Annotated in this window: 20 protein-coding genes; 4 read left to right on the top strand and 16 right to left on the bottom strand. The window is 74.4% G+C overall.

Annotated elements, in window-relative coordinates; all coding sequences use genetic code 11:
• Positions 1-54: 54 nt before the first annotated feature.
• The 8 genes from AB0881_RS17940 to AB0881_RS17975 are packed head-to-tail and all read right to left on the bottom strand — an operon-like array spanning position 55 to position 7650.
• Entirely contained in the window at positions 55-720 is a 666-nt protein-coding gene (locus AB0881_RS17940) for a dienelactone hydrolase family protein (RefSeq protein ID WP_366618029.1), read from the bottom strand.
• Entirely contained in the window at positions 720-2363 is a 1644-nt protein-coding gene (locus AB0881_RS17945; RefSeq protein WP_366618030.1) for a thiamine pyrophosphate-binding protein, read from the bottom strand. Before AB0881_RS17945 ends, AB0881_RS17940 begins: the two co-directional genes overlap by 1 nt.
• Complete coding sequence (locus tag AB0881_RS17950; protein ID WP_366618031.1) at positions 2356-3138, bottom strand: SDR family oxidoreductase; 783 nt, start codon at positions 3136-3138, stop codon at positions 2356-2358. The genes AB0881_RS17945 and AB0881_RS17950 overlap by 8 nt, the downstream gene beginning before the upstream one ends.
• Positions 3139-3159: 21 nt before the next feature.
• Positions 3160-3912: an SDR family oxidoreductase gene (locus tag AB0881_RS17955; RefSeq protein ID WP_366618032.1), complete on the bottom strand. Its 753-nt coding sequence runs from the start codon at positions 3910-3912 to the stop codon at positions 3160-3162.
• Positions 3900-4823 (bottom strand): VOC family protein, encoded by a 924-nt coding sequence (locus tag AB0881_RS17960; protein ID WP_366618033.1) that lies wholly within the window; start codon positions 4821-4823, stop codon positions 3900-3902. Before AB0881_RS17960 ends, AB0881_RS17955 begins: the two co-directional genes overlap by 13 nt.
• Positions 4820-6187, bottom strand: coding sequence for an aromatic ring-hydroxylating dioxygenase subunit alpha (locus AB0881_RS17965; RefSeq protein WP_366618034.1), 1368 nt, complete (start codon positions 6185-6187; stop codon positions 4820-4822). Before AB0881_RS17965 ends, AB0881_RS17960 begins: the two co-directional genes overlap by 4 nt.
• A 26-nt stretch (positions 6188-6213) precedes the next feature.
• Entirely contained in the window at positions 6214-7149 is a 936-nt protein-coding gene (locus tag AB0881_RS17970) for a PDR/VanB family oxidoreductase (RefSeq protein ID WP_366618035.1), read from the bottom strand.
• Between the two features lie 3 nt (positions 7150-7152).
• A complete protein-coding gene (locus tag AB0881_RS17975; RefSeq protein WP_366618036.1) occupies positions 7153-7650 on the bottom strand; it encodes a cupin domain-containing protein in 498 nt (165 codons plus the stop codon).
• Positions 7651-7823: 173 nt separating this feature from the next.
• Between AB0881_RS17975 and AB0881_RS17980 the strand changes: the two genes are divergently transcribed.
• Entirely contained in the window at positions 7824-8396 is a 573-nt protein-coding gene (locus tag AB0881_RS17980) for a MarR family transcriptional regulator (protein WP_366618037.1), read from the top strand.
• 42 nt (positions 8397-8438) lie between these two features.
• Here the strand turns inward: AB0881_RS17980 and AB0881_RS17985 are convergent, their stop codons facing one another.
• A complete protein-coding gene (locus AB0881_RS17985) occupies positions 8439-9914 on the bottom strand; it encodes an aldehyde dehydrogenase (RefSeq protein WP_366618038.1) in 1476 nt (491 codons plus the stop codon).
• A 133-nt stretch (positions 9915-10047) separates the two neighbouring features.
• Between AB0881_RS17985 and AB0881_RS17990 the strand changes: the two genes are divergently transcribed.
• The gene (locus AB0881_RS17990) at positions 10048-10686 is read left to right on the top strand and encodes a pyridoxamine 5'-phosphate oxidase family protein (protein ID WP_366618052.1); all 639 of its coding nucleotides are present in this window, start codon (positions 10048-10050) and stop codon (positions 10684-10686) included.
• A gap of 57 nt (positions 10687-10743) precedes the next feature.
• Here AB0881_RS17990 and AB0881_RS17995 read toward each other — a convergent pair whose 3' ends face one another.
• The 3 genes from AB0881_RS17995 to AB0881_RS18005 form a co-directional block, all read right to left on the bottom strand.
• A complete protein-coding gene (locus AB0881_RS17995) occupies positions 10744-10935 on the bottom strand; it encodes a DUF5302 domain-containing protein (protein WP_366618039.1) in 192 nt (63 codons plus the stop codon).
• Positions 10936-11029: 94 nt separating this feature from the next.
• Positions 11030-12475, bottom strand: coding sequence for an aminotransferase class I/II-fold pyridoxal phosphate-dependent enzyme (locus tag AB0881_RS18000; RefSeq protein ID WP_366618040.1), 1446 nt, complete (start codon positions 12473-12475; stop codon positions 11030-11032).
• Between the two features lie 28 nt (positions 12476-12503).
• Complete coding sequence (locus tag AB0881_RS18005) at positions 12504-13463, bottom strand: endonuclease/exonuclease/phosphatase family protein (protein WP_366618041.1); 960 nt, start codon at positions 13461-13463, stop codon at positions 12504-12506.
• A gap of 107 nt (positions 13464-13570) precedes the next feature.
• Here AB0881_RS18005 and AB0881_RS18010 point away from each other — a divergent pair, with 107 nt between their 5' ends.
• Positions 13571-13981, top strand: coding sequence for a DUF2795 domain-containing protein (locus tag AB0881_RS18010; RefSeq protein ID WP_366618042.1), 411 nt, complete (start codon positions 13571-13573; stop codon positions 13979-13981).
• Positions 13982-14003: 22 nt separating this feature from the next.
• On the opposite strand, the gene AB0881_RS18015 is transcribed toward AB0881_RS18010, so the two are convergent.
• From AB0881_RS18015 to AB0881_RS18025, 3 genes are all read right to left on the bottom strand, one after another.
• Positions 14004-15530 (bottom strand): FAD-dependent monooxygenase, encoded by a 1527-nt coding sequence (locus AB0881_RS18015; protein ID WP_366618043.1) that lies wholly within the window; start codon positions 15528-15530, stop codon positions 14004-14006.
• 64 nt (positions 15531-15594) lie between these two features.
• The gene (locus AB0881_RS18020) at positions 15595-17238 is read right to left on the bottom strand and encodes a long-chain-fatty-acid--CoA ligase (RefSeq protein WP_366618044.1); all 1644 of its coding nucleotides are present in this window, start codon (positions 17236-17238) and stop codon (positions 15595-15597) included.
• Positions 17239-17333: 95 nt separating this feature from the next.
• On the bottom strand, positions 17334-17954 hold the full coding sequence (locus AB0881_RS18025; protein ID WP_366618045.1) for a TetR family transcriptional regulator: 621 nt from the start codon (positions 17952-17954) through the stop codon (positions 17334-17336).
• A gap of 97 nt (positions 17955-18051) precedes the next feature.
• Between AB0881_RS18025 and AB0881_RS18030 the strand changes: the two genes are divergently transcribed.
• The gene (locus tag AB0881_RS18030; protein WP_366618046.1) at positions 18052-19224 is read left to right on the top strand and encodes an NAD(P)/FAD-dependent oxidoreductase; all 1173 of its coding nucleotides are present in this window, start codon (positions 18052-18054) and stop codon (positions 19222-19224) included.
• Here the strand turns inward: AB0881_RS18030 and murA are convergent.
• A complete protein-coding gene (gene murA / locus AB0881_RS18035; protein ID WP_366618047.1) occupies positions 19205-20506 on the bottom strand; it encodes a UDP-N-acetylglucosamine 1-carboxyvinyltransferase in 1302 nt (433 codons plus the stop codon). The two genes, AB0881_RS18030 and murA, sit on opposite strands and share 20 nt — an antisense overlap.
• Between the last annotated feature and the right edge of the window lie 221 nt (positions 20507-20727).

The following is a 20727-nucleotide window of genomic DNA, read 5'->3' on the forward strand; positions in this document are numbered from 1 at the left end:
TTAGGGGTCAATAGCTTGGTACTAACCAATTGGTCTCGCCGACCGTTTCCGGTCTCAGGCGCCGCCCAGGAAGGCCGCGATACGCCCCCACAGCGCCGGATCGAGCCCCTCCCGGTAGAACCCGTGAGGGGCACCCGGAATGGTTACCACGGCCCCCTCGGGCGCCACCGCGAGCGCCTGAGGGTCCCGCTCCCCGACCACCCCGAGCCAAGGGGCGCGGACCTCGGGCAGCAGCTTCTCCAGGGGCGGGAGGCCGTCCCAGGGCGCCGCGCCCGCACCGGACGGGCTCACCGCCACGGCGGCGGCCACGTCCAGGTGGGCCGCCGCCCACGTGGCCAGGTAGCCGCCCATGCTGAAGCCGACGACCGCCACCCAGGAGACGCCCCTGCCCTTGAGGTAGGAGACCGCCCCGTCGATGTCGGCGGCCAGGTCCTCGCCCCTGAGGCGCTCCATCTCCCGGCGCGCCACCGCCAGCTCGGCGGTGTCGAAGGCCGGGCCGCCGTGCTCGTAGTACAGGTACGGGGAGACCGCGAGCCGGCCGTCCCGGGCCAGCCGCCGGCAGGCGTCCTCGGCGAGGTCGGTGACGCCGAGGACGTCGTGCAGGACCACGACCCCGCCGCGCACGTCCACCCCGTTCCAGGGCTCCCGGACGAACAGCGGCGCGGCCGTCTGCAGCACCCGGCGGCCCCGGTTGGCGGGGCCGTGCGACAGGTGCCCCATCAGCCCTCCTCGGGGATGGGCACCGGCGGGACGAAGGGCACCGGCGTGGGCCCGACCGAGGTCACGTCCACCTCCAGCACGTACGGCTCGCGCGCGGCGACGGCCTTGGCGAACGCCTCGTCGAAGGCCCCCGCGTCCTGGACCAGGGCGTACGGCATCGCCATCGAGCGGGCGAGCGCCCCGAAGTCGGGCGTGAAGAGATCGACGCCGGAGCGCCGCCCCATGTGGGCGTCCTGCATGTTGCGCAGCACGCCGTAGCCCCCGTCGTTGAAGACCAGGAGCACCAGCCAGGGCCGCTCCTGCGCCAGCGTGGCCAGCTCGCCCAGGTGGACGGCCAGCCCGCCGTCCCCGGCGATCACCAGCGCCGGCACGTCCGGGCGGGCGGCCGCGGCGCCGATGCCCATCGCCAGCCCCTGCCCGATCCCGCCGCCCAGGGGGAACACGTTGGTGGCCGGGTCCAGGATCGGCAGCAGCCGGTTGCCCCACTGGCTGGAGGGGATGGTCACGTCGCGCGCGATCGGCGACGCCGGGTCCAGGTGCTCGCGGAGGGCGTCGCAGATGCCCGCGTACGGCCCGATGTCGGCGCGCAGCCTCGCGCGGGCCTCCCGGCGGGCCTCCACCGCCCGCGCCCGCCACCCCGGCTCGGCCGCCGCGGCCCCGGCGGGCAGCGCGGCGAGGAGGCCGTCCAGGACGCGGGACGCCTCCCCGCACAGCCCGTGCGTGATCGGGTAGGCGCGGCCCAGCGCGGCCGGGTCCACGTCGATCTGCACGTGCCGTTCCGGGAGGGCGAGCTTGTAGTGCCGGGTCTCGTTCGACCGGAAGTGGGTGCCCACGCTGATCAGCAGGTCCGCGCCGGCCAGCAGGGCCTGCCCGGCGGGCTGGGCGGCGAAGTTGCCGATCACCAGCTCGTGGTCCTCGGGCACGGTGCCGCGCCCGGCGTTGGAGGTGAGGACGGGCGCGCCGAGGCGTTCGGCCAGCTCCCTGACCTGCTCCCCGGCCGTGCGGGCTCCGCCGCCGGCCCAGATCACCGGGCGCCGCGCCGCCGCCAGCTCCCGCGCTGCCGCCGCCGGATCCCCGCTGGTCGCCGGGGCGGCGGGCTCCCGGACGGCGGGCAGGCCGTCCAGGCGCTGGGCCGCGTACTGGAGGTCGATCGGCCACTCCACGCTGGCCGGCCCCTGCGGCAGCGCCAGGGCCGCCGCGGCGGCCTCGAACAGGACCTCCGCCGCCTCCGCCGCGGACGGGACGGCGGCGGCGTGCTTGGAGACCGCCGCCAGCATCCCGAGCTGGTCCTTCGTCTCGTGGATGACGCCGCGCCCCTGCCCGAGGAACGCGCTGTCGATGTTGCCCGTCACGTGCAGCACCCGGCTGCCGGCCGACAGCGCCTCGATCAGCGACCCGGCGGCGTTGCCGGCGCCCGTCCCGGTGCTGGTCAGCGCGCAGCCGAGGCCGCCGGAGACGCGGGCGTGGGCGTCGGCGGCGTTCACCGCGGCCGCCTCGTGCCGGACGGCCACGAACCTCAGGTCGCGCTCCACCGCCTCCACGAGCGGCAGGTTATGGACGCTGACCACGCCGAAGACGGTGTCGACGCCGTGCGCGCGCAGGACGCGGACCAGCAGGTCGCCGCCATTGAACCGTTCAGACATACCTGGCGACTCCTCCGCCGACGTCGATGGACGAACCGGTGATGTAGGACGCGCGCGGCGACAGCAGCGCGACGATGGGATGGGCGACCTCCTCGGCCCGGCCGAGGCGGCCGAGCGCGACGCCCCGGTCGGCGGCCAGCGCGGCGCTCCACTCCTCGTACGATTCGCCCGTGCCGGACGCCTCGTAGCGGCGGCGCCACTGGCCGGTGTCGATCAGGCCGAGGCAGACCGAGTTGACCCGGACCGGGACCAGGTCGGCCGCGAGCGTCCGGGTGAGGTTGAGCAGCGCCGCGCGGGCGGCCGAGGTGGCGCCCAGGCGGCTCTCGGGCTGGCGCGCCAGGATCGCGTTCACGTTGACGATCGCGGGCGCGTCCGAGCGGCGCAGGTACGGCTCCGCGGCGCGGACGGTGTTCAGCACGCTGAAGATCTTCAGCTCGAACTCCTCGCGCCACTGGTCCGCGGTGGTCTCCGCGACCGGCGCCAGCAGCGACCGGCCCGCGTTGTTGACCACCCCGTCGAGGCCGCCCAGCTCCTCCGCCGCGCCGTCGACGAAGGCGCGCACCGCGTCCCCGTCGAGCACGTCGCAGGACCGCGCGTACACGCGGGCCCCCGCCGCGCGCGGCAGCGGTTCCAGGGCGGCGGCCAGCCGGCCGGCGTCGCGGGCGCAGGCGGCCACGTGGGCGCCGTCGGCGAGCAGCAGCGCCGCCGTGGCCAGCCCGACGCCCGAGCTCGCGCCGGTCACGGCGTACGTGCGCCCGGCCAATCCGAGGTCCATGAGACTCCTTGTTGACAGGCCCTAGTTGAAAACGAAGCCGCCGTCGACGACGAGCGTCTGGCCGGTGATGTACCCGGCGGCGTCCGACAGCAGGAACAGCACCGCGCCGGTGAGGTCGCCGGGCTCCTGGGGACGGGTGAGGGCGCGGTTGAGCCGGTACAGCTCGTGCCGCTCCGCCGGGATGCGGCCGGCGGCCTCCCCGAGCGTGAGGCCGGGGGCGACGGCGTTGACGGTGACGTCGTGGGGGCCGGCGTCGCGCGCCATCGCCCGGGTCATCCCGACGATGGCGCTCTTGGACGTCACGTAGTGCGCCAGCCGCGGCGACCCGTAGAACGCCGCGTCCGAGGCCAGGTTGACGATCCGGCCGGGGCGGGCGAGCAGCGGCCACAGCGCCCGCGACACCAGCCAGGTGCCGCGCACGTTGACGGTGAGCACCGCGTCCCACTGGGCCGGGTCGATCTCGAAGAACGGCCTCCCGCCCACGCCGTCGGCCAGCGCGGCGTTGTTGACCAGCCCGTGCACCGGCCCGAGCGGGGCGACCGCCGCGGCGAGCCGCGCCACCGACGCCTCGTCGGCGACGTCGGTGTCGACGCGGTGCGCCTCGATCCCGGCGCCGGCCAGGTCCGCCTCGGCCGCCGCGGCCCGGTCGCCGTCGCGTTCGGCGACGACGATCCGGGCGCCGGCCGCGCCGGCGGCGCGGGCGATCTCCAGCCCGAGGCCGCGCCCGGCGCCGGTGACGACGACGAGCCTGCCCTCCAGGCTCACTTCTCCCACCAGCCGCCCGGGTCGGGGACGCCGGCCATGTGCGAGCGGACGTCCTTGGACGGCGGGCCGGCCGTCCCCCACAGGTCCGACAGCTCCGGCACGCGCCGCCACACCCGGCACAGCCAGGCGTCCTCCTCGACCTGCTCGACCTCGGAGGTGTACTCGCAGACGAGCCCGGCCGGGTCGGCGAAGTAGGAGAAGGTGTTGTTGCCCGGCCCGTGCCGTCCCGGGCCCCACAGCGGCGTGACGCCCTGGTGCTTCAGCCGGCCGATGCCGCGCATGAAGTGGTCGATCGACGGCATCTCGTACGCCATGTGGTTCACCGAGGTCCACTCGGCCTGGTTGAACGCGATGACGTGGTGGTCGGCGTTGCAGCGCAGGAACGCCATCTGGTGCTCGGACCAGTCGGAGACCCGCATGCCCAGCACCTCGGTGTAGAACGCGCAGGCCGCGTCGATGTCGACGGTGTTGAGCACGACGTGGGCGAGCTTGCGGGGCACCGCCTCGCGGCCGTCGGGGTCCTTCGGGACGACGGCCTCGACCTCGGTGGACAGCTCGACGAGCCGGTTCTCGGGGTCGGCGAACCGCAGCCCGTACCCGCCGCCGGCCTGGTCCAGCCGGCCGGGCTCGGCGACCAGCGGGACGCCGGCCGCCTCCAGCCGCCGCGCCGCCTCGTCCACCTCGCGGGGCGTGCCGACCGAGAACGCGATCTTGCCGAGCGCGTTCCGGTCGGCCTCGCGGACCTCCAGGATGTGGTGCTCCTGCCCGGTGCCGCGCAGCCACGCCACGTCCCCGTCTTCCTCGACGGTGTCCAGGCCCCACACGTCCTGGTAGAACTCGGCGGCCTTCTTGGCGTCGGGCGTGCGCAGCGCGACCGAGCGCAGCGAGCGCAGCCGCGCGACCGGCTCCCGCGGCGTCATGCCCGCACCGCCGTCCCGGCCGGGGCCGCGGGTTCGGAGGCGGGCGCGGGGGCGCGCTCCTCGCGGGCGCGGATCTGCTTGCGCGCCTCGTTGCGGAGCAGGCGGCGCAGCCGGACGAGCGCGAGGTCGTGCTGGTAGAGGTTCTCCCGGTCCCAGGCGTCGAGGGGCATGGCCTCCTCCATCCGGCGGTCCTGCTCCAGGACGGCCCAGTGCCGCTCCTCCAGCCGCGTCTTGTAGAGGAAGCGCCACACGTCGCGCTCCCAGCCCTGGACCTTGCGGCAGCGCCAGAAGAACGCGGCGTGCTGGTTCTCGTTGATCGGCGTGGCCGTGCACACGATCCGGAACGGGCCGCCCGGGCCGGCGGTGGCCGGATACGGGATCTCCAGCCGCACCCACTGCATCGCGGTGTCGATCCATTCCGACCAGTCGAAGTTGACCCCGGCCTGGTCGGTCTTCTCGAACACGAAGCCGGTGTCGGTGTCGCGGATCTGGAAGACCGCCTCGCGCTTGCCGCCCGCCATCGTGTGCGACTTGCGGTGCAGGAACGCGCCGTGCATCGGGTCCATCAGGTTGTCGAGCGAGTACACCCAGGGGGCGTCCCACTCCACGTACGCCAGGAACTGGTCCCACTCGCCGCCGATGCCCTCGGGCAGCACGAACGGGGCGGGCTCGCCGCCCTCGGGGTCGCCGAACCAGGCGAAGACCGCGTCGGCGTGCTCGACGGCCGGGAACGTGCGCAGGCTCCGCCTGCCCTCCAGCGCGCAGCCGGGGCTGCCGGGCACGGACACGACCACGCCGTCGGCGTCGACCTGGACGCCGTGGTACTCGCAGGCGATCCGGTCGCCCATGTGCACGCCGCGCGACAGGCGGGCGCCGCGGTGCGGGCAGCGGTCCTCCTGGACGTGGACGGTCCCGGCGGCGTCGCGCCACAGCAGCAGCTCCTCGCCGGCCCGCTCCAGGCGGGTCAGCTGGCCGCGGCGGACCTCCTCGGAGCGGCACAGCGCGTACCAGCGGTCGCGCAGCCCGAGCCGGACGAGGCCGTCGGCGGTGTCGAGCGCCGCGTTGCCCGAGGGGTGCCGCCCGCCGCCCTTCCGGGCGGTGCGCTCCCCGGCGGGCCCGGTGGGCTCTGCGGGGAACGGGACGTGCTCCTTCTCGCCGAGCCGGGCCATCTCGGCGGCGAACGACTCCGCCGTCCAATCGGCGCCGTCGGCGGGCCGCAGGCCGGTCTCGTTCAGCGCGGCCACCAGGCCGGGCAGGTCGTGCACGCCCGTGCCGAAGATCGCCTCCAGCTCGTCGGCGAGCGCGTTCTCATAGCTGGTGGGCTCGTGGTCGCGGGACTGTACGGGCCGCAGTCTCAGGGCCATGGCGCGGAGCTCCCTTTCAGACGGGGTCAGAGGTCGAGGACGAGTTCGGGGCCGCGGGAGCGGGAGACGCAGAGCATCATCGACTCCCCCGCGGCGCGCTCGTCGTCGGTGAGCAGGTGGTCGCGGTGGTCGGGCTCGCCCGCCAGCACGCGGGTCTCGCAGGTGCCGCAGACGCCCTCCTCGCAGGACGAGGGCACCTGGAGGCCGCCCTCGCGGAGGGTGTCGAGGATGGACGCGCCGGGCCGGACGGTGAACCGGCGGCCGCCGCAGACCACGTCGAACGGGGCGTCGGCGGCCGTGCCGGCCGCCGGGGCCTGCGGGGCGCGGAACCGCTCCACCCGCAGCCGGGCCGGGTCGTCGATCGCGGCCTCGACGGCGGCCAGCAGCGGCTCGGGGCCGCAGCAGTAGACCAGCGCGCCGTCGGGCAGGTCGGCGAGGACCTTGTCCAGGTCGGGTGGGCCGCCGCACTCGTCGTCGGCGTGCAGCGTGACGGTGCCGCCGGCGAGCCGTTCCAGGGTGCCGGTGAACGCCATGCCCGCCCTGGACCGGCCGCAGTAGAACAGCCGCCAGTCGCCGCCGCGCTCCGCCAGCGCCTCGGCCATCGCCTTGACGGGCGTGACGCCGATGCCGCCGGCGATGAGGACGTGCGCGGGGGCGTCCTCCAGCGCGAAGTTGTTCTTGGGGCCGTCCACCTCGATGGTCTCGCCGACCCGCAGCCGGTCGTGCACGCACGCGCTGCCGCCCCGGGACGCGGCGTCGCGCTGGACGGCGACGGCGTACCGGTACCGGTCGGCGGGGTCGCCGCACAGCGAGTACTCGCGGGCCTGCCCGTTCGGCAGGTGGAGCGTGAGGTGGGCGCCGGGCTTCCAGGCCGGCAGCTCGGCGCCGGCCGGGTCGGCGAACTCCAGCTGGACGACGCCCTCGGCCAGCCAGGTGGAGCGGATGAGCCGCAGCCTCGCCATCGGTCAGTCCCGGGTGATGCCGTGCATCGGGGAGGTCGGCGGGTAGGTCGGCAGCTGCGGCTTCTGCGCACCGATCACCACGCAGAACAGCGCGTCGGTGTCGCCGATGTTGCGCAGGCTGCGCGGCACCCCCGCCGGCACCCGGATCAGGTCCCGGTACCCCAGCACCCGCGAAGCCGTCCTGGTGCCGTCCTCCACATCATGGACGGTGACCTCCAGCTCGCCCTCCAGCACGAAGAACACCTCCTCCACGTCATGGTGGGTGTGCTCCGGCCCGATCGCCCCCGCCGGCAGCCGCATGTTGGAGAACGTGAAGTGCTCCGACGGCAGGATCCGGTTGTCGCTCTCATGGTCGCCGGTCGCGCCCGAGCCGATGTAGCGGATCTGCGCCCGCTTGAACTCCTCACCGGCCTTGGCCTGGAACCCCAGGGTGTCCCAGTCCTCCAGGCGGCTGTCCCTGCTGGCGATGCAGCCGTCGATCAGCTGCTCCAGATCGGTCATGGCGGTGTCGCTCCTTTGCTGATCTGCGGAAAATAGTTAAGCGCCAAGATGTATGGGGATGTTTTAGCACTCAGTTACTTACCGGCGCAATACCCCGCCCCACCGCGGCCGGGCGGCACTAGGATCTGTCTTGGCACTCAGACATGTGGGAGCACGTCGGAAACGGGGGCGAGATGGCGCGCAAGGCCGCGGACCGGGCCGACACCGTCGATCTGATCATCGAGCAGTGGCAGCGGGAACGGCCCGACGTCGACGTCTCCGGGCTCGCCGTCTTCGGCCGCATGCACCGCGGCTTCCTGCGCTACTCGATGCTGCTCGGCGAGGTCTTCGACCGGCACGGCATCAACATGGCCGCCTTCGACGTGCTGGCGACCCTGCTGCGCAGCGGCCCCCCGTACCGCAAGACCGCCGGCGAGCTGGCCGGCATCTCCCTGGTCAGCACGGGCGGCGTGACGCTGCGGCTGGACCGGCTGGAGAAGGCCGGGCTGGTCGTGCGCGAGCGCGACCCGGACGACCGCCGCGTGGTGTACGCCCGGCTGACCGAGCGCGGCCTGGAGCTCACCAACGCGGTGGTGTCCGACCACTTCGCCAACGAGCGCCGGATGCTGGCCGGGCTGTCGGAGACCGAGCAGCGCCAGCTCGCCCGCCTCCTCAGCCGCCTCGAACGCTCCCTGGAGATGGCCGAGACGGCCGAGGCGGCCGCGCGGGACGACACCGCCAAGCCCGGCGAGGCCACCCCGGCCTGAGCCGGCCCGGGCCTCCGGGCCTCTGGGCCGGGCCCCTGCCGCTCAGTTCGCCCAGGGCAGCGGGTTCTCGTCCAGGCCCCAGTAGAGGCTCTTCTGGCGCATGTACGCCCGGATGCCCTCGCGGCCCTTCTCCCGGCCCAGGCCGCTCTCCTTGAAGCCGCCGAACGGGGTCGAGATACTGAACTGCTTGTAGGTGTTGATCCAGACGGTGCCCGCGTCGATCCGGCGCGCGATCCGCCACGCCCGCCGGTAGTCGCCGGTCCAGATCCCGCACGCCAGCCCGTACACCGTGTCGTTGGCCTGGGCGACCAGGTCGTCCTCGTCCTCGAACGGCAGCGCCACCAGCACCGGCCCGAAGATCTCCTCCTGGCAGATCGCGGCGTCGTTGGGCACGCCGTCCAGGATCGTGGGCAGGTAGTAGGCGCCGTCCGCGTACTCCCCGCCCTCGGGGATCCGCCCGCCGCAGCGCAGCCGCGCGCCGTCGGCCACGGCCCGATCGACCATCGCGGCCACCTTGTCGCGGTGGGCGTGCGCGACCATCGGCGCGACCTGCGTCGCCGGGTCGGTGCCGGGCCCCACGCGCAGCTTCGCGGTACGGGCGACCAGCTCGTCCAGCACCTCGTCGTAGATCGACGCGTGGACGAAGACGCGCGAGCCGGCGATGCAGCTCTGCCCGGACGAGGAGAAGATCCCGAACAGCAGCCCGGCGAGCGCCTGCTCCCGGTCGGCGTCCGGGAACACGATCGTCGGCGACTTCCCGCCCAGCTCCAGCGACACCGGCATGATCTTCTCGGCCGCGGCGGCGCCGATGGTCCGGCCGGTGGAGGTGCCGCCGGTGAACGACACCTTGCCCACGCCCGGATGGCGCACGATCGCGTCCCCGACGATCCGGCCCGGCCCGGCGAGCACCGACAGCAGGCCGGGCGGCAGGCCGGCGTCGCAGATCAGCCGGCCCAGCGCCAGCGAGACCAGCGGCGTCCACTCGGCGGGCTTGAGCACGACCGCGTTCCCGGCCGCCAGCGCGGGCGCGATCTTCTGCGCGTCGCTGGCGATCGGCGAGTTCCACGGGGTGATCGCGCCGACCACGCCGATCGGCTCGTGCACGCTCATCGTCAGGTACCGCCCGCGCGGCGGGGTGAGGGCGTCCTCCAGCGTCTCCAGCGCGCCGGCGAAGTAGCGGAACGTGCCCTGCGCGCTGGCCACCAGCGCACGGGTCTCGTTGATCGACTTGCCGGTGTCGGCGGTCTGCAGCGCGGCCAGCGCGTCCGCACGCTCGGCGATCAGGTCGGCGATCCGGACCAGGTACCGGGCCCGCTCGTGCGGCGGCAGGTCCCGCCAGGCCGGGTCGGCCGCGGCGGCGGCGCCGGCCCGCACGGCCTCGTCCACGTCGGCCGGGCCGGCGCCGCGCAGCCGGGCCAGCACCTCGCCGGTGGCGGGGCTCCGGGTCTCCACGACCGCGCCGGAGCCGGGCCGCCAGCGGCCGCCCACCAGGATCTCGTCGGCGAACCCCTCAAGCACCGCCGCCTCACCTCCATACGTATGTAGCAGCACAAAAAACCTTGGCCCTAAGATTTATCGGGCCCCGCGGCCCGCTGTCCAGCCCCGGCTCCGATAGCCTGGCGCCCCCGAGCGCGGGAGGTTCCCGGTGACCCTGTCGTACGAGACCGCCAAGATCACGGAAATCACCTCGGAGGCCGAGCTGCGGGAGCTGCTCGGCGCCCCCATGCCCCGGGCGCTGGCGAAGGAGCGGGTCCGGCTGCACGAGCGCGACCGCGAGTGGCTGTCGCTCTCCCCGTTCTGCCTGATCGCCACCAGCGACGCCGAGGGGAACTGCGACGCCTCCCCCAAGGGCGACCCGCCCGGCTTCACGAAGGTCCTGGACGACACCACCATCGCCGTCCCGGAGCGGCCCGGGAACCGGCGGGCCGACGGCTACCGCAACGTCCTCGCCAACCCCCACGTGGGACTGATCTACCTGATCCCCGGCCGCGGCGAGACGCTGCGGATCAACGGGCGCGCCCGGCTCGTCCGGGAGGCGCCGTTCTTCGACGACATGGTGGTCAAGGGGCACCGGCCGATCCTGGCCCTGGTGGTGGAGATCGAGCAGATCTTCTTCCACTGCGCCAAGGCGCTGATGCGCTCCTCGCTCTGGAAGCCCGAGACCTGGGACCCGGACGCGCTGCCGTCGCACGCCCGCCTGGTCAAGGAGGTCCAGAAGGCCGAGGAGAGCGTCGAGGAGCTGGAGCGCTACTACGGCGAGGTGTACAAGGAGAAGCTCTACAAGGCCTGACGGCGAGAACGGCCCCCGCTTCCCGGGGACGCGGGGGCCGTTCCGCGGAGTCCTCCGTCAGCCGCTCTTGCGGCGGAACTGGCGCTGGTGGTCGGCGCGCTCGTGCGTCCCGCGGACCTTCGAGGAGTTCTTGCCGCCGCCCCCCGCGTTCTTGTCCCGGGCGGCATCGCGCTTGCGGTCCAGGGCCTCCCTGAACCTGCGCTTCACGTCGTCCTCGGTGCCTTCCGGTTCTCCAGCCGAGTCGGCCATGTCAACCTCCCGCTCTCCTTGGGACATTCTCTAGCGTCGCACGCCGGGCCCGGCCCGAACATCATGATCTTCGTGGGATCGCCCCCTTATTCGATCACGGGCCGGCGGCCGCTTCGTCCCGGATCCGCCGCCAGGCGTCCCGGACGTGCGAGTCCCGGGTGGCCGGGGCGCCGATCGCCATCCGCAGCAGGACGCGGCCGCCCGCCCTGGTGTGGGTGAGGTAGAGCGCGCCGGAGGCGTTGAGGCGCTCCATCAGCCGCAGCGTCGCCGCGTCCGCCTCGTCCGGCGGCAGTCCCTCCCAGCGCGGCCGGAAGCACACCAGGCCGAACGGATGGTGCTCGCGGACCTCGAAGGCGGGGTCCTCCCCGATCCACGACGCCAGCTCCCGGGCCAGCCGCACGCCTGTGCGGACGTGCTCGCGCAGGCCCTCCGCCCCGTACCAGCGGATGACCGACCACAGCTTGAGCGCCCGGAACCGCCGCCCCAGCGGGATCTGCCAGTCGCGGTAGTCGATGACCTCGCCGGACGCGGTCGCCGTGTTCCGCAGGAACTCCGGCAGGATCGACAGCGCCCCGATCATCGGCTCCGGGTCGGCCAGGTAGAGCAGGTTGCAGTCGAAATTGGTCAGCAGCCACTTGTGCGGGTTGGTGGAGTAGGAGTCGGCGTGCTCGCCCAGCCCGTCGTTGATCCACCGCAGCTCGGGGCAGACCGCCGCCACCCCCGCGTACGCGGCGTCCACGTGCAGCCAGACGCCGTGGCGGGCGCACACCTCGCCGATCGCCCGGACCGGGTCGACGGCGGTCGTGGAGGTGGTCCCGATCGTCGCGCACGCCAGCACCGGCACGGCGCCGGCCGCGACGTCCTCGGCGATCAGCGCGTCCAGGTGCGCGGGGTCCATGGCCAGGGTGTCCGGGTCGACGTCCACGAGCCGGACGTTGCCGGCGCCGATCCCGGTGATCCGGGCGGCCTTCTCCACGGCCGAGTGGGTCTGGGAGCTGATGTAGACCGTATGCCGCCGTCCCCCGAACCCGGCCTGGGCGGGCGGCGCGCCGCCGCCGGCCCGGTGCAGCGCGGCCAGCAGCGCCACCAGGCACGCGCCGGACGCCGAGTCCTGGATGACACCGTTGCCGCGGAATTTGGCGGGGAGGCCGAGCAGCTCGGCGAGCCAGTCGGCGACCCGGGTCTCCAGCTCGGTGCACGCCGGGCTCGTCGCCCAGAGCATCCCCTGCACGCCCAAGCCCGCCGACAGCAGGTCGCCCAGGATCGCCGGCCCGGACGCGTTGGCCGGGAAGTAGGCGAAGAACCCCGGGTGCTGCCAGTGCGTGACACCGGGCATGATCACCTGATCGAGGTCGGCCAGCACGGCCTCGAACCCCGCGCCGGTCTCTGGCGGATGCTCGGGCAGCCCCGCCAGCACCTCGCCCGGCGCGACCCGGGACAGCACCGGGTACGACTCGATCCTCTCCTGGTAGTCGGCGATCCAGTCGACCACCTGCCTGCCGTAGCGCCGGAACTCCTCCGGGGTCATATGCCCGCCCACACCGTCTCCCCTGCTCGCCGCCGGACGATCACCGATTCTTCCCGATCGTCACGTGCGCGACGACCGGGTAGTGATCGGAGGGGTAGCGGCCCTCCTCCTGGTACGGCGCAATCTCGCTCCAGGTGGTGGTCACGGCGCCGCGGGCCAGGATCCAGTCGATCCGCCAGCCGCCGGGCACCGGCCTCCGCCACCCGCCGTAGGTGTTGCAGACCGGGCCGTGCGCCCGCGCCGCGGTCCAGGTGTCGGTGAACGCTCCCGGGGCGGTGAGGACGCGGTACGCGTCGCCGCCGCCCGCCGGGGTGTTGAAGTCGCCGGTGAGCAGCACCGGGACCCCCGGCCGGAAGGCCCGCGCCCGGTTCAGGATCATCCGCGCGCTCCGCACCCGCGAGTACCCGGAGTGGTTGTCGAGGTGGGTGTTGAGGTGGTAGACGAGCCCGCCGCCGCGCCGGTCGCGGAACAGCGCCCAGGTCACCATGCGCGGGTAGGTGTTCCCCCAGGTGATCGAGCCGGGCACGGTGGGGGTGGACGACAGCCAGAAGTGCCCGGACTCGCGGAGTTCGAGGCGGTCCTCCCGGTAGAGGATCGCCGTGGCCTCGTCGCGGGTGCCGCCCCTGCGCCCCATGCCGACGACGCCGTACCCGCCCAGTGCCTCGCCGAGTTCGCCGTCCAGGTCTCGGACCTGCCGCCACAGCGCCTCCTGGACGCCCAGCAGGTCGGGGGCGTGCCGGCGCAGCTGGCGGATCATCACGGGCAGCCGGGTCTCCCAGTCCCGGGGCGGCGCGTCCATGTCCTCGCGGATGTTGTACGTCACCACCCGCAGGGCGGCCGGGTCGCCGGACGCCCGCACGGTCTCGGGCCCGCCCGACCTCGCGAGCGCGCCGGACACCGCGACCGCCGCGACCGCCAGGACGGCCGCCGCCGCCAGCGCCGTGCCGCGCCGGCCGGGGAGACCGGGGAGACCAGGAAGAGCGGAGCGGTTCCGCGCCAACGGCTGCCTCCTCACGCGGGCCCGGGCCCGTCCCGCTCCCGTTTATCCTCCGCCGCTCGGGAACGACCACACCGCAAGGGGGAGAGATGGACACGGAAGGGGGAGACATGGACCAGGAACGAAGCGACAAGCACGGGCCCAAGGTAGACGACGAACTGGGTCACGAGACGAAGGGCATGGTCCAGGGCGGTCATTCCACGCACGCGCAGGAGTGGAAGGAGGCCGAGCCCACCACCGACGAGCCGGTCTGGGACCCGGCGGCGGCCGCGGGCGGCGGCCGGGAGGGCTCGCCGCCCGGGATGAGCGCCGGGGACGTCGACGAGCGCAGCGCGCTGGCCCGGTCGCTGGCGGGCGTGCGCTATCCCGCCCGGCCGAACGAGCTGATCGAGCACCTGGCCGGCGGGGAGGCCCCCGACTCGGCCGTCTCGGCGCTGGAGAGCCTGCCCGACCGCGCGTACGAGAACCTCGCCGACGTGGCCGAGGAGCTCGGCTACGGCCGGGAGGAGCGCCGCTACTGACGAGCATTCCCGCGGTCCCCTCTCAGGCCCTTCTCTCGTGGGTGGGGAACTCGGCCGGCGCGCCGCACCAGCGGGTGAGGGCCTCCCGGATCGCCGCGGCCCGCCGGTCGGGGGCGGTCTCGTCGGTCGCCCACGCGATGTAGCCGTCGGGGCGCACCAGCGCGGTCGTCCGGGTGGCGCCGCCGGCCACGGCGCAGCGCACCCGGTCGGCCCAGCGCTTGGTCGCCAGGTAGGTGACGGCGCGGTCGTTGGCCGCCACGACCAGCACGAACCTCCCGTCCCGCAGCGCCTCGTACAGCCGGCCCCGCTCGCCCGCCAGCGGCACGTCCGGCGCCCGCCGGCCGGCCAGCCGGTGCGCGCCGGGCGGCGCCGGGTAGCGGATGTCGATCCCGGAGACGGCGCCCGCGAGCCGCCGCGCGACCGGCCGGAACCCGGCCGCCAGCCGGGCGATCGGCACCTGGGCGGCGCGCAGCGCGCGCGGTTCGACGAGCGCGGCCCGCAGCGCCGCGCCGCTGCCGCGCAGCACCGCCCGGCCGACCGGGTGGCGCTCGTCGTGGTAGCTGTCCAGCAGCCCCGGCGGCGCCCAGCCGTGCAGCTCGGCGGCCAGCTTCCAGCCGAGGTTGGCCGCGTCCTGGACGCCGAGGTTCATGCCCTGCCCGCCCACCGGCGAGTGCACGTGGGCGGCGTCGCCCGCCAGCAGCACCCGGCCCCGCCGGTACGCGGGGACCTGCCGCTCGTCGCTATGGAAGCGGGAGGTCCAGCGCGGGTCGTGCATGCCGAAGTCGGTGCCGAGCGCGCGCCGCGCGGTCTCGCGGAGCTCGTCCATGCGCACCGGCTCGGAGTCGGGCGCCTGGTGGTGCCGGTTCCAGGCGACCACCCGGTACCAGCCGTCGCCGAACGGCACCACGAGCGCCAGCGCGTCGCCGACGGCGCCGACCGCGGGGGCCTCCCGGGGCGGGGCGGTCAGCCGCACGTCGGCCAGCATCATCGAGCGCACGGCCGCGTGCCCGGGGAACGGCATGCCCAGCAGCCGCCGCACCGTGCTGCGCGCCCCGTCCGCGCCGACGAGGTACGCGGCGCGCAGCGTGCGCTCGCCGCCGCCGGCGTCCCTGACCCGCACGTCGACACCGGCCGCGTCCTGCTCCAGGCCGGTCAGCTCGGTGCCCCAGGAGATCCGCGCGCCGGCCGCCAGCGCGCGCTCCGCCAGCACCCGCTCGGTCTCGTACTGCGGCGTGATCAGCACGTACGGGAAGCGGCCCGGCAGCACCGACAGGTCGAACGACACCGAGCGCAGCAGCCGCAGGGACCGTACGCGCCGCCCCGTGCGGACCAGCTCCTCCGCCACGCCGCGCGCGTCGAGCAACTCCAGCGTGCGGGCGTGCACGCCGAACGCGCGGGTGAGGTTCAGCTCGCCGGCGCGGCGTTCCAGCACCGTGCAGCGGACCCCCGCCGCGGCGAGGTCTCCGGCCAGCATGAGCCCGGTGGGCCCCGCCCCCGCGATCAGCACGTCACCGGCGGGCGCCATGTCGCTCTCCCTTCCGACGGCCATGGTCGGATCCCTTCCCACGAAGCGGTGTCCCGCACCTGCCCGGCGGCCGCGCCGGCGCCCCGGATCAGCCCTGGACGCGGCGCTCCCGGCCGCCCCACTCGCGCTCCCGGAGCTGGAACTTCTGGATCTTCCCGGTGGAGGTCCTGGGCAGCTCGGCGACGAACTCGATCTCGTCGGGGACCTTGAACCCGGCCAGCCGCTCGCGCACGTGCCCGGCCAGCTCCTCCAGGCCCACGGCCGCGCCCTCGCGCAGCACGACGAACGCCTTGGGCCGCTCGCCCCACCGCTCGTTCGGCACGGCCACGACCGCCGCCTCCAGCACGGCCGGATGGGCGTCCAGGACCCGCTCGACCTCGACCGTCGAGATGTTCTCGCCGCCGGAGATGATGATGTCCTTGGCCCGGTCGCGCAGCTCCACGTACCCGTCGGGGTGCCGGACGCCCAGGTCGCCGGAGTGGAACCAGCCGCCCCGGAACGCGTGCGCGGTGACCCCCGGGTCGGCGTGGTAGCCGGCCATCACGTTGTTGCCGCGCATCACGATCTCGCCCAGCGTCTCGCCGTCGGCCGGGACGTCCGCCATGTCCTCGCCGACGACCCGCAGCCCGTCGGTCTGGAGCATCCCGACGCCCTGCCGGGCCAGCAGCCGGGCGCGGTCGCCGGCGGCCAGGTCCGGCCAGCCGGGCTGCTCCTCGCACACCGAGTACGGGCCGTACGTCTCGGTCAGCCCGTACACGTGCACGATCCGCGCGCCCAGGTCCTCCATCCGGCCGATGATCGTCGGGCTGGGCGGCGCGGCGGCCGTGGTGACGACGAGCGGCCGCGCGAGCGGGTGCGCGCCCTCCGCGTCCGCGATCATCCGCAGCACGGCCGGGGCGCCGTTGAGGTGGGTCACGCCCTCGGCGTCGATCAGCTCCCAGACCCGGCCGGCGTCCACGGCGCGCAGGCACACCTGCGTCCCGCCGATCGCGGCGAGCGCCCAGCCGGTGCACCAGCCGTTGCAGTGGAACATCGGCAGCGTCCAGAGGTAGACGCTCTCCGGCGTGTGCCGCGAGTGCGTGATCTCGCCGAGCGCGTTGAGGTACGCGCCGCGGTGGGTGTAGACCACGCCCTTGGGCCGGCCGGTGGTGCCGGAGGTGTAGTTGAGCGAGATGGGCGCGTTCTCGTCGGCGACCTCCCAGGGCAGGGGGTCTCCGGCGCCGCGTTCGAGCAGCTCCTCGTACGCGATGCCGCCCACGGCCGGGTCGGGCGCCGTCCCGGCGGCGGGGTCGGTGATCGTCACGATCTCCTTCACCGTCGCCAGATCCGCGGCGACCGGTGCGACGGTAGGGTGCAGGCCGGCGTCCACGACCAGCACCTTCGCCCCCGAGTGGTCGCAGATGTAGCGGACCTCCTCGGCCGCCAGCCGGGTGTTGATCGCGACCAGCACGGCGCCGGCGAGCGGCACCGCGAACTGCGCGACCAGCGCCTCGGGGACGTTGGGCGCCAGGTACGCCACCCGGTCGCCGGGCCCGACGCCGAGCGAGCGCAGCGCGTGCGCGACCCGGGTCGCCTCGGCCGCGAACTCCTCGTATGTGGTGCGCCGGGCGCCGTACGCGATCGCCGTCTTGCCGGGGAACACCTCCGCCGACCGCTTGAGGAACGCCAGTGGGGTCAGCGGCGTGTGGCCGGGGCCAGGGCCGGTGCCGGTAACGCCGGTCGAGGGGTCCATCGAAGGCCTCCATTGCCCTCAGGGCCGATGTGACTCGCGGTCTCAATCTTCCCCGCGAACCCCGTTCCGCAACGCCTCCGCCGCGCCGTCACCCGTCAGTCCGCGCGGCCGGCGAGGCCGTGGGCGAGCAGCCGGGTGAGGGTCTCGACGATCTCGGCGTCGGTCGCCGCCGGACCGTCCTCGCCGGCGGTCAGCGCCGCGTAGCCGAGCATCGAGACCATCGCGCCGATCGCCGCGGCGAGCAGCGCGGGGTCGCCGGGCAGCGCGCGGCCCTGCTCGCGCGCGTACTCCAGGTGGCCGCGGAACACCTCGGTCTCCCCCGCCAGCGTCCGCCACGCCCGGCCGGACCCGGGGTCCTCGGCCATCATCGCCTGCATCTGCGCGACCACGACCGGCAGGTGGTCGCGGTAGACGTTCCAGGCCACCGCGAGGTGCTCGCGGAGCTGGCCGGGGTCGGTGAGGTCGTGCTCGCGCGGGTGCGCGGCGGCCGCCTCGCCGATCTCGGCGTCGGCCTGCGCGCCCATATCCGCCATCAGGGCCTGGAGCAGCTCCTCCTTGCCCGCGAAATGGTCGTAGAACGAGCCGGTGGCGCGGCCGGCGGCGGCCGTGATGTCGGTGATCTTGGTGTTCAGGTAGCCGCGCTCCATGAACAGCCGCCGGGCCGCCTCCTTGAGCGCCTCCCGCGTCTCGGCCGCCCGCGCCTTCCGTACCCCCACGCCGCTCCTCTCGCTTGACGTACGCCCGCCGGGACATCATAGTGAAGCCCCGTTCGCCGAATAGAGATTCGGTGAATGAGGATTCAGGGAGGTTGTCATGCGGGTCATCGTGGCGGGCGGCGGCGTGGCCGGGACGGCGAGCGCGATCGCGCTGCGCCGGATCGGCGCGGAGGTGACGGTGTACGAGGCGTACGCCGACCCCGCGGGAACGGTGGGCTCGTTCGTGAGCCTGGCCGCCAACGGGCTGCGCGGGCTGGCGGCGCTGGGCTGCCTGGACCGGGTCCGGGACGCGGGCTTCGAGGTGCCGCGGCAGCGGCTGTGGTCGTCCACCGGCAGGCGGCTCGGCGACATGCCGCGCGGCCGGCTCGGCGGCGACCCGACGCACAGCGTCACGCTGATGCGGGCACGGCTGGTGGAGGAGCTGCGCGCGGAGGCCGTCCGGGCCGGCGCCCGCGTCGTCACGGGCGAGCGCTTGGTGGACGCCCATGAGGACGCGGATGGCGAGAAGGTCCGGGCGGTATTCGAGAGCGGGCGTACCGACGAGGCGGACCTGCTCGTCGGCGCGGACGGCCTCTGGTCCGCGGCCCGCACGATCCTGGACCCGGGCGCGCCCCGGCCCGCCTACGCCGGCCAGTACACGTTCTCGGGCCTCGCCTCAGGCGTCCGCCACGATCCGGGGACGTTCGACATGGTGTTCGCGCGGGCGGGCGCGTTCATCACGATCGGCGCACCGGACGGGACCGTCTGGTGGGCGGCGCAGGTCTCGGCGCCGCGGGAGCCCGACCTGGCCGCGATCGGCCTCGACCGCCTGGCGGAGCTCTACCGGCACGAGGAGCGCCCGTCCACCGTGCTGGCCGAGGTCACCGAGCTGCACCGACCCACGCTCCAGCACGTCCTCCAGCCCGTACGGGTGTGGCGCGGCGACCGGATCGTCCTCGCCGGCGACGCCGTGCACCCGGTGGGCGCGGGGCAGGGCGCCGCGATGGCCGTCGAGGACGCGGTCGTCCTCGCGCACGCGCTCGCGGCGGCGCCCGTCCCCGCGGCGCTGGCCCGCTACGAGGAGGAGCGCCGCGCCCGCACCGCCAAGCTGATCAAGATGGCGGCCGCGAACCGCGACGCCAAGACCGCCGGCCCGGTCGCCCGCCGGGCCCGGGACGTCTTCATGCCCCTCGGCACACGCCTGTTCTACGAGCGGGCGACGGCATGGCTCTACACCCACCCGCTCCCGGAACTGCCCCGCGCGGGCACTCTCAGCGCGGGCGGAGCGTGAGCCCGAGGTCCTGGAACTGCTCCACCGGCCGGTGGTAGCCCCGCTCGATGTGCTGGACGCCGCGCAGCGTCGAGGGCCCCTCGGCGACCGCGGCGGCCAGGACCGCCGAGAACCCGGCCCGGATGTCGGGCATCGTCACGTCCCCGCCGCGCAGCTTGGACACGCCGCGCACCACGGCCGAGTGCAGCGCGCTCGTGTCGTGGTAGCGGCAGGCAGGGCCGCCCAGGCAGGTGTCGTACACCTCGATCTCGGCGCCCATGCTCTGCAGCGCCGGAACGTAGGCCAGCCGGTTCTCGTACACCGTCTCGTGCAGCACGGACATGCCGTCCGCCTGGGTGAACAGCACCATCAGCGGGGTCTGCCAGTCGGTGGCGAAGCCCGGGTGCGTGTCCGTCTGGACGGCCGCCGGGCGCAGTCCCTGCGGCGCCGACGCCATGATCCAGTCATCGGTGATCTCGAACCGGGCGCCCATCCGGGCCAGCGTGGTGATCGCGGTGACGAGCCGGTCCTGCGGGCACCCGTGCACCCGGACCTCGCCCCGCGTGACCAGCCCGGCCACCAGGTACGAGAACGCCTCGATCCGGTCGCCCGCCAGCGTCGTCTCGGCGCCGTTCAGCCGCTCCACGCCCTCGACCACGATGCGCCGGTCGGGGGCGAAGGAGATCCCGGCGCCCATCCGCTGCAGGAACAGCGCCAGCTCGATGATCTCCGGCTCGGTGGCCGCGTTCCGGATCACCGTCTTGCCCTCGGCGAGCACCGCGGCCAGCAGCACCGTCTCGGTGGCGCCGACGCTCGGGTACGGCAGCTCGATCCGCGTCCCGCGCAGCCGGGACGCCCGGGCGTGGATGCCGTCCTCGGCGATCTCCACCTCCGCGCCGAACGCGCGCAGCGCGTCCACGTGGAAGTCGACCGGGCGACGGCCGATCGGGTCGCCGCCCACCATCGGCACGAACGCCTCCCCCGCACGGTGCAGCAGCGGGCCGAGCATCAGGATCGGGATCCGGTTCAGCCCGGTGAACGCCCGCGGCACGTTCGGCTCGGCCACCGGCCCCGGGGTGAGCTTCAATTGGTCGCCGTTGCGCTCGACACCCGTGCCGAGCGCCTCCAGCATCGCCGCGGTGATCTCGACCTCGCCCACGTCCGGCGCGTTGCGGATCACGCTCGGCCCGTCCCCGAGCATCGCGGCCACCATGTGCTTGCTGACGGCGTTCTTGGCCCCCCGGACGGTGACGTCGCCGCGCAGCGGCCCGGACGGCTCGATCTCCCACACCTTGTCAGTCACCCTCGCAGCCTATGGGCGTGAGCGTGTCCCACCAACCGAACCGGATGAACGCCCGGCCACAAGACCCGCTCGCGAACCCATTGCGCTCATGGAGCGCGGCCAGGGCACCCATCCCTAAAAGGCGCGGAAATGAAGAAGGCCCCGCCATCACTGGCGGGGCCTTCCCCTAATAAATGTCCGGCGGTGTCCTACTCTCCCACACAGTCTCCCATGCAGTACCA

This window comes from Spirillospora sp. NPDC029432 (assembly GCF_040703975.1).
GTDB lineage: Bacteria > Actinomycetota > Actinomycetes > Streptosporangiales > Streptosporangiaceae > Spirillospora.

Excerpts from the sequence above, each read along its gene's own strand:
- AB0881_RS17960 (WP_366618033.1), bottom strand. The coding sequence starts at position 4,823 with ATGACGCCGCGGGAGCCGGTCGCGCGGCTGCGCTCGCTGCGCTCGGTC.
- AB0881_RS18015 (WP_366618043.1), bottom strand. The coding sequence starts at position 15,530 with ATGGCCGTCGGAAGGGAGAGCGACATGGCGCCCGCCGGTGACGTGCTG.
- AB0881_RS17980 (WP_366618037.1), top strand. The coding sequence starts at position 7,824 with ATGGCGCGCAAGGCCGCGGACCGGGCCGACACCGTCGATCTGATCATC.
- AB0881_RS18010 (WP_366618042.1), top strand. The coding sequence starts at position 13,571 with ATGGACCAGGAACGAAGCGACAAGCACGGGCCCAAGGTAGACGACGAA.
- AB0881_RS18020 (WP_366618044.1), bottom strand. The coding sequence starts at position 17,238 with ATGGACCCCTCGACCGGCGTTACCGGCACCGGCCCTGGCCCCGGCCAC.
- AB0881_RS17940 (WP_366618029.1), bottom strand. The coding sequence starts at position 720 with ATGGGGCACCTGTCGCACGGCCCCGCCAACCGGGGCCGCCGGGTGCTG.
- AB0881_RS17945 (WP_366618030.1), bottom strand. The coding sequence starts at position 2,363 with ATGTCTGAACGGTTCAATGGCGGCGACCTGCTGGTCCGCGTCCTGCGC.
- AB0881_RS17950 (WP_366618031.1), bottom strand. The coding sequence starts at position 3,138 with ATGGACCTCGGATTGGCCGGGCGCACGTACGCCGTGACCGGCGCGAGC.
- AB0881_RS18030 (WP_366618046.1), top strand. The coding sequence starts at position 18,052 with ATGCGGGTCATCGTGGCGGGCGGCGGCGTGGCCGGGACGGCGAGCGCG.
- AB0881_RS17975 (WP_366618036.1), bottom strand. The coding sequence starts at position 7,650 with ATGACCGATCTGGAGCAGCTGATCGACGGCTGCATCGCCAGCAGGGAC.
- AB0881_RS17970 (WP_366618035.1), bottom strand. The coding sequence starts at position 7,149 with ATGGCGAGGCTGCGGCTCATCCGCTCCACCTGGCTGGCCGAGGGCGTC.
- AB0881_RS17995 (WP_366618039.1), bottom strand. The coding sequence starts at position 10,935 with ATGGCCGACTCGGCTGGAGAACCGGAAGGCACCGAGGACGACGTGAAG.
- AB0881_RS17965 (WP_366618034.1), bottom strand. The coding sequence starts at position 6,187 with ATGGCCCTGAGACTGCGGCCCGTACAGTCCCGCGACCACGAGCCCACC.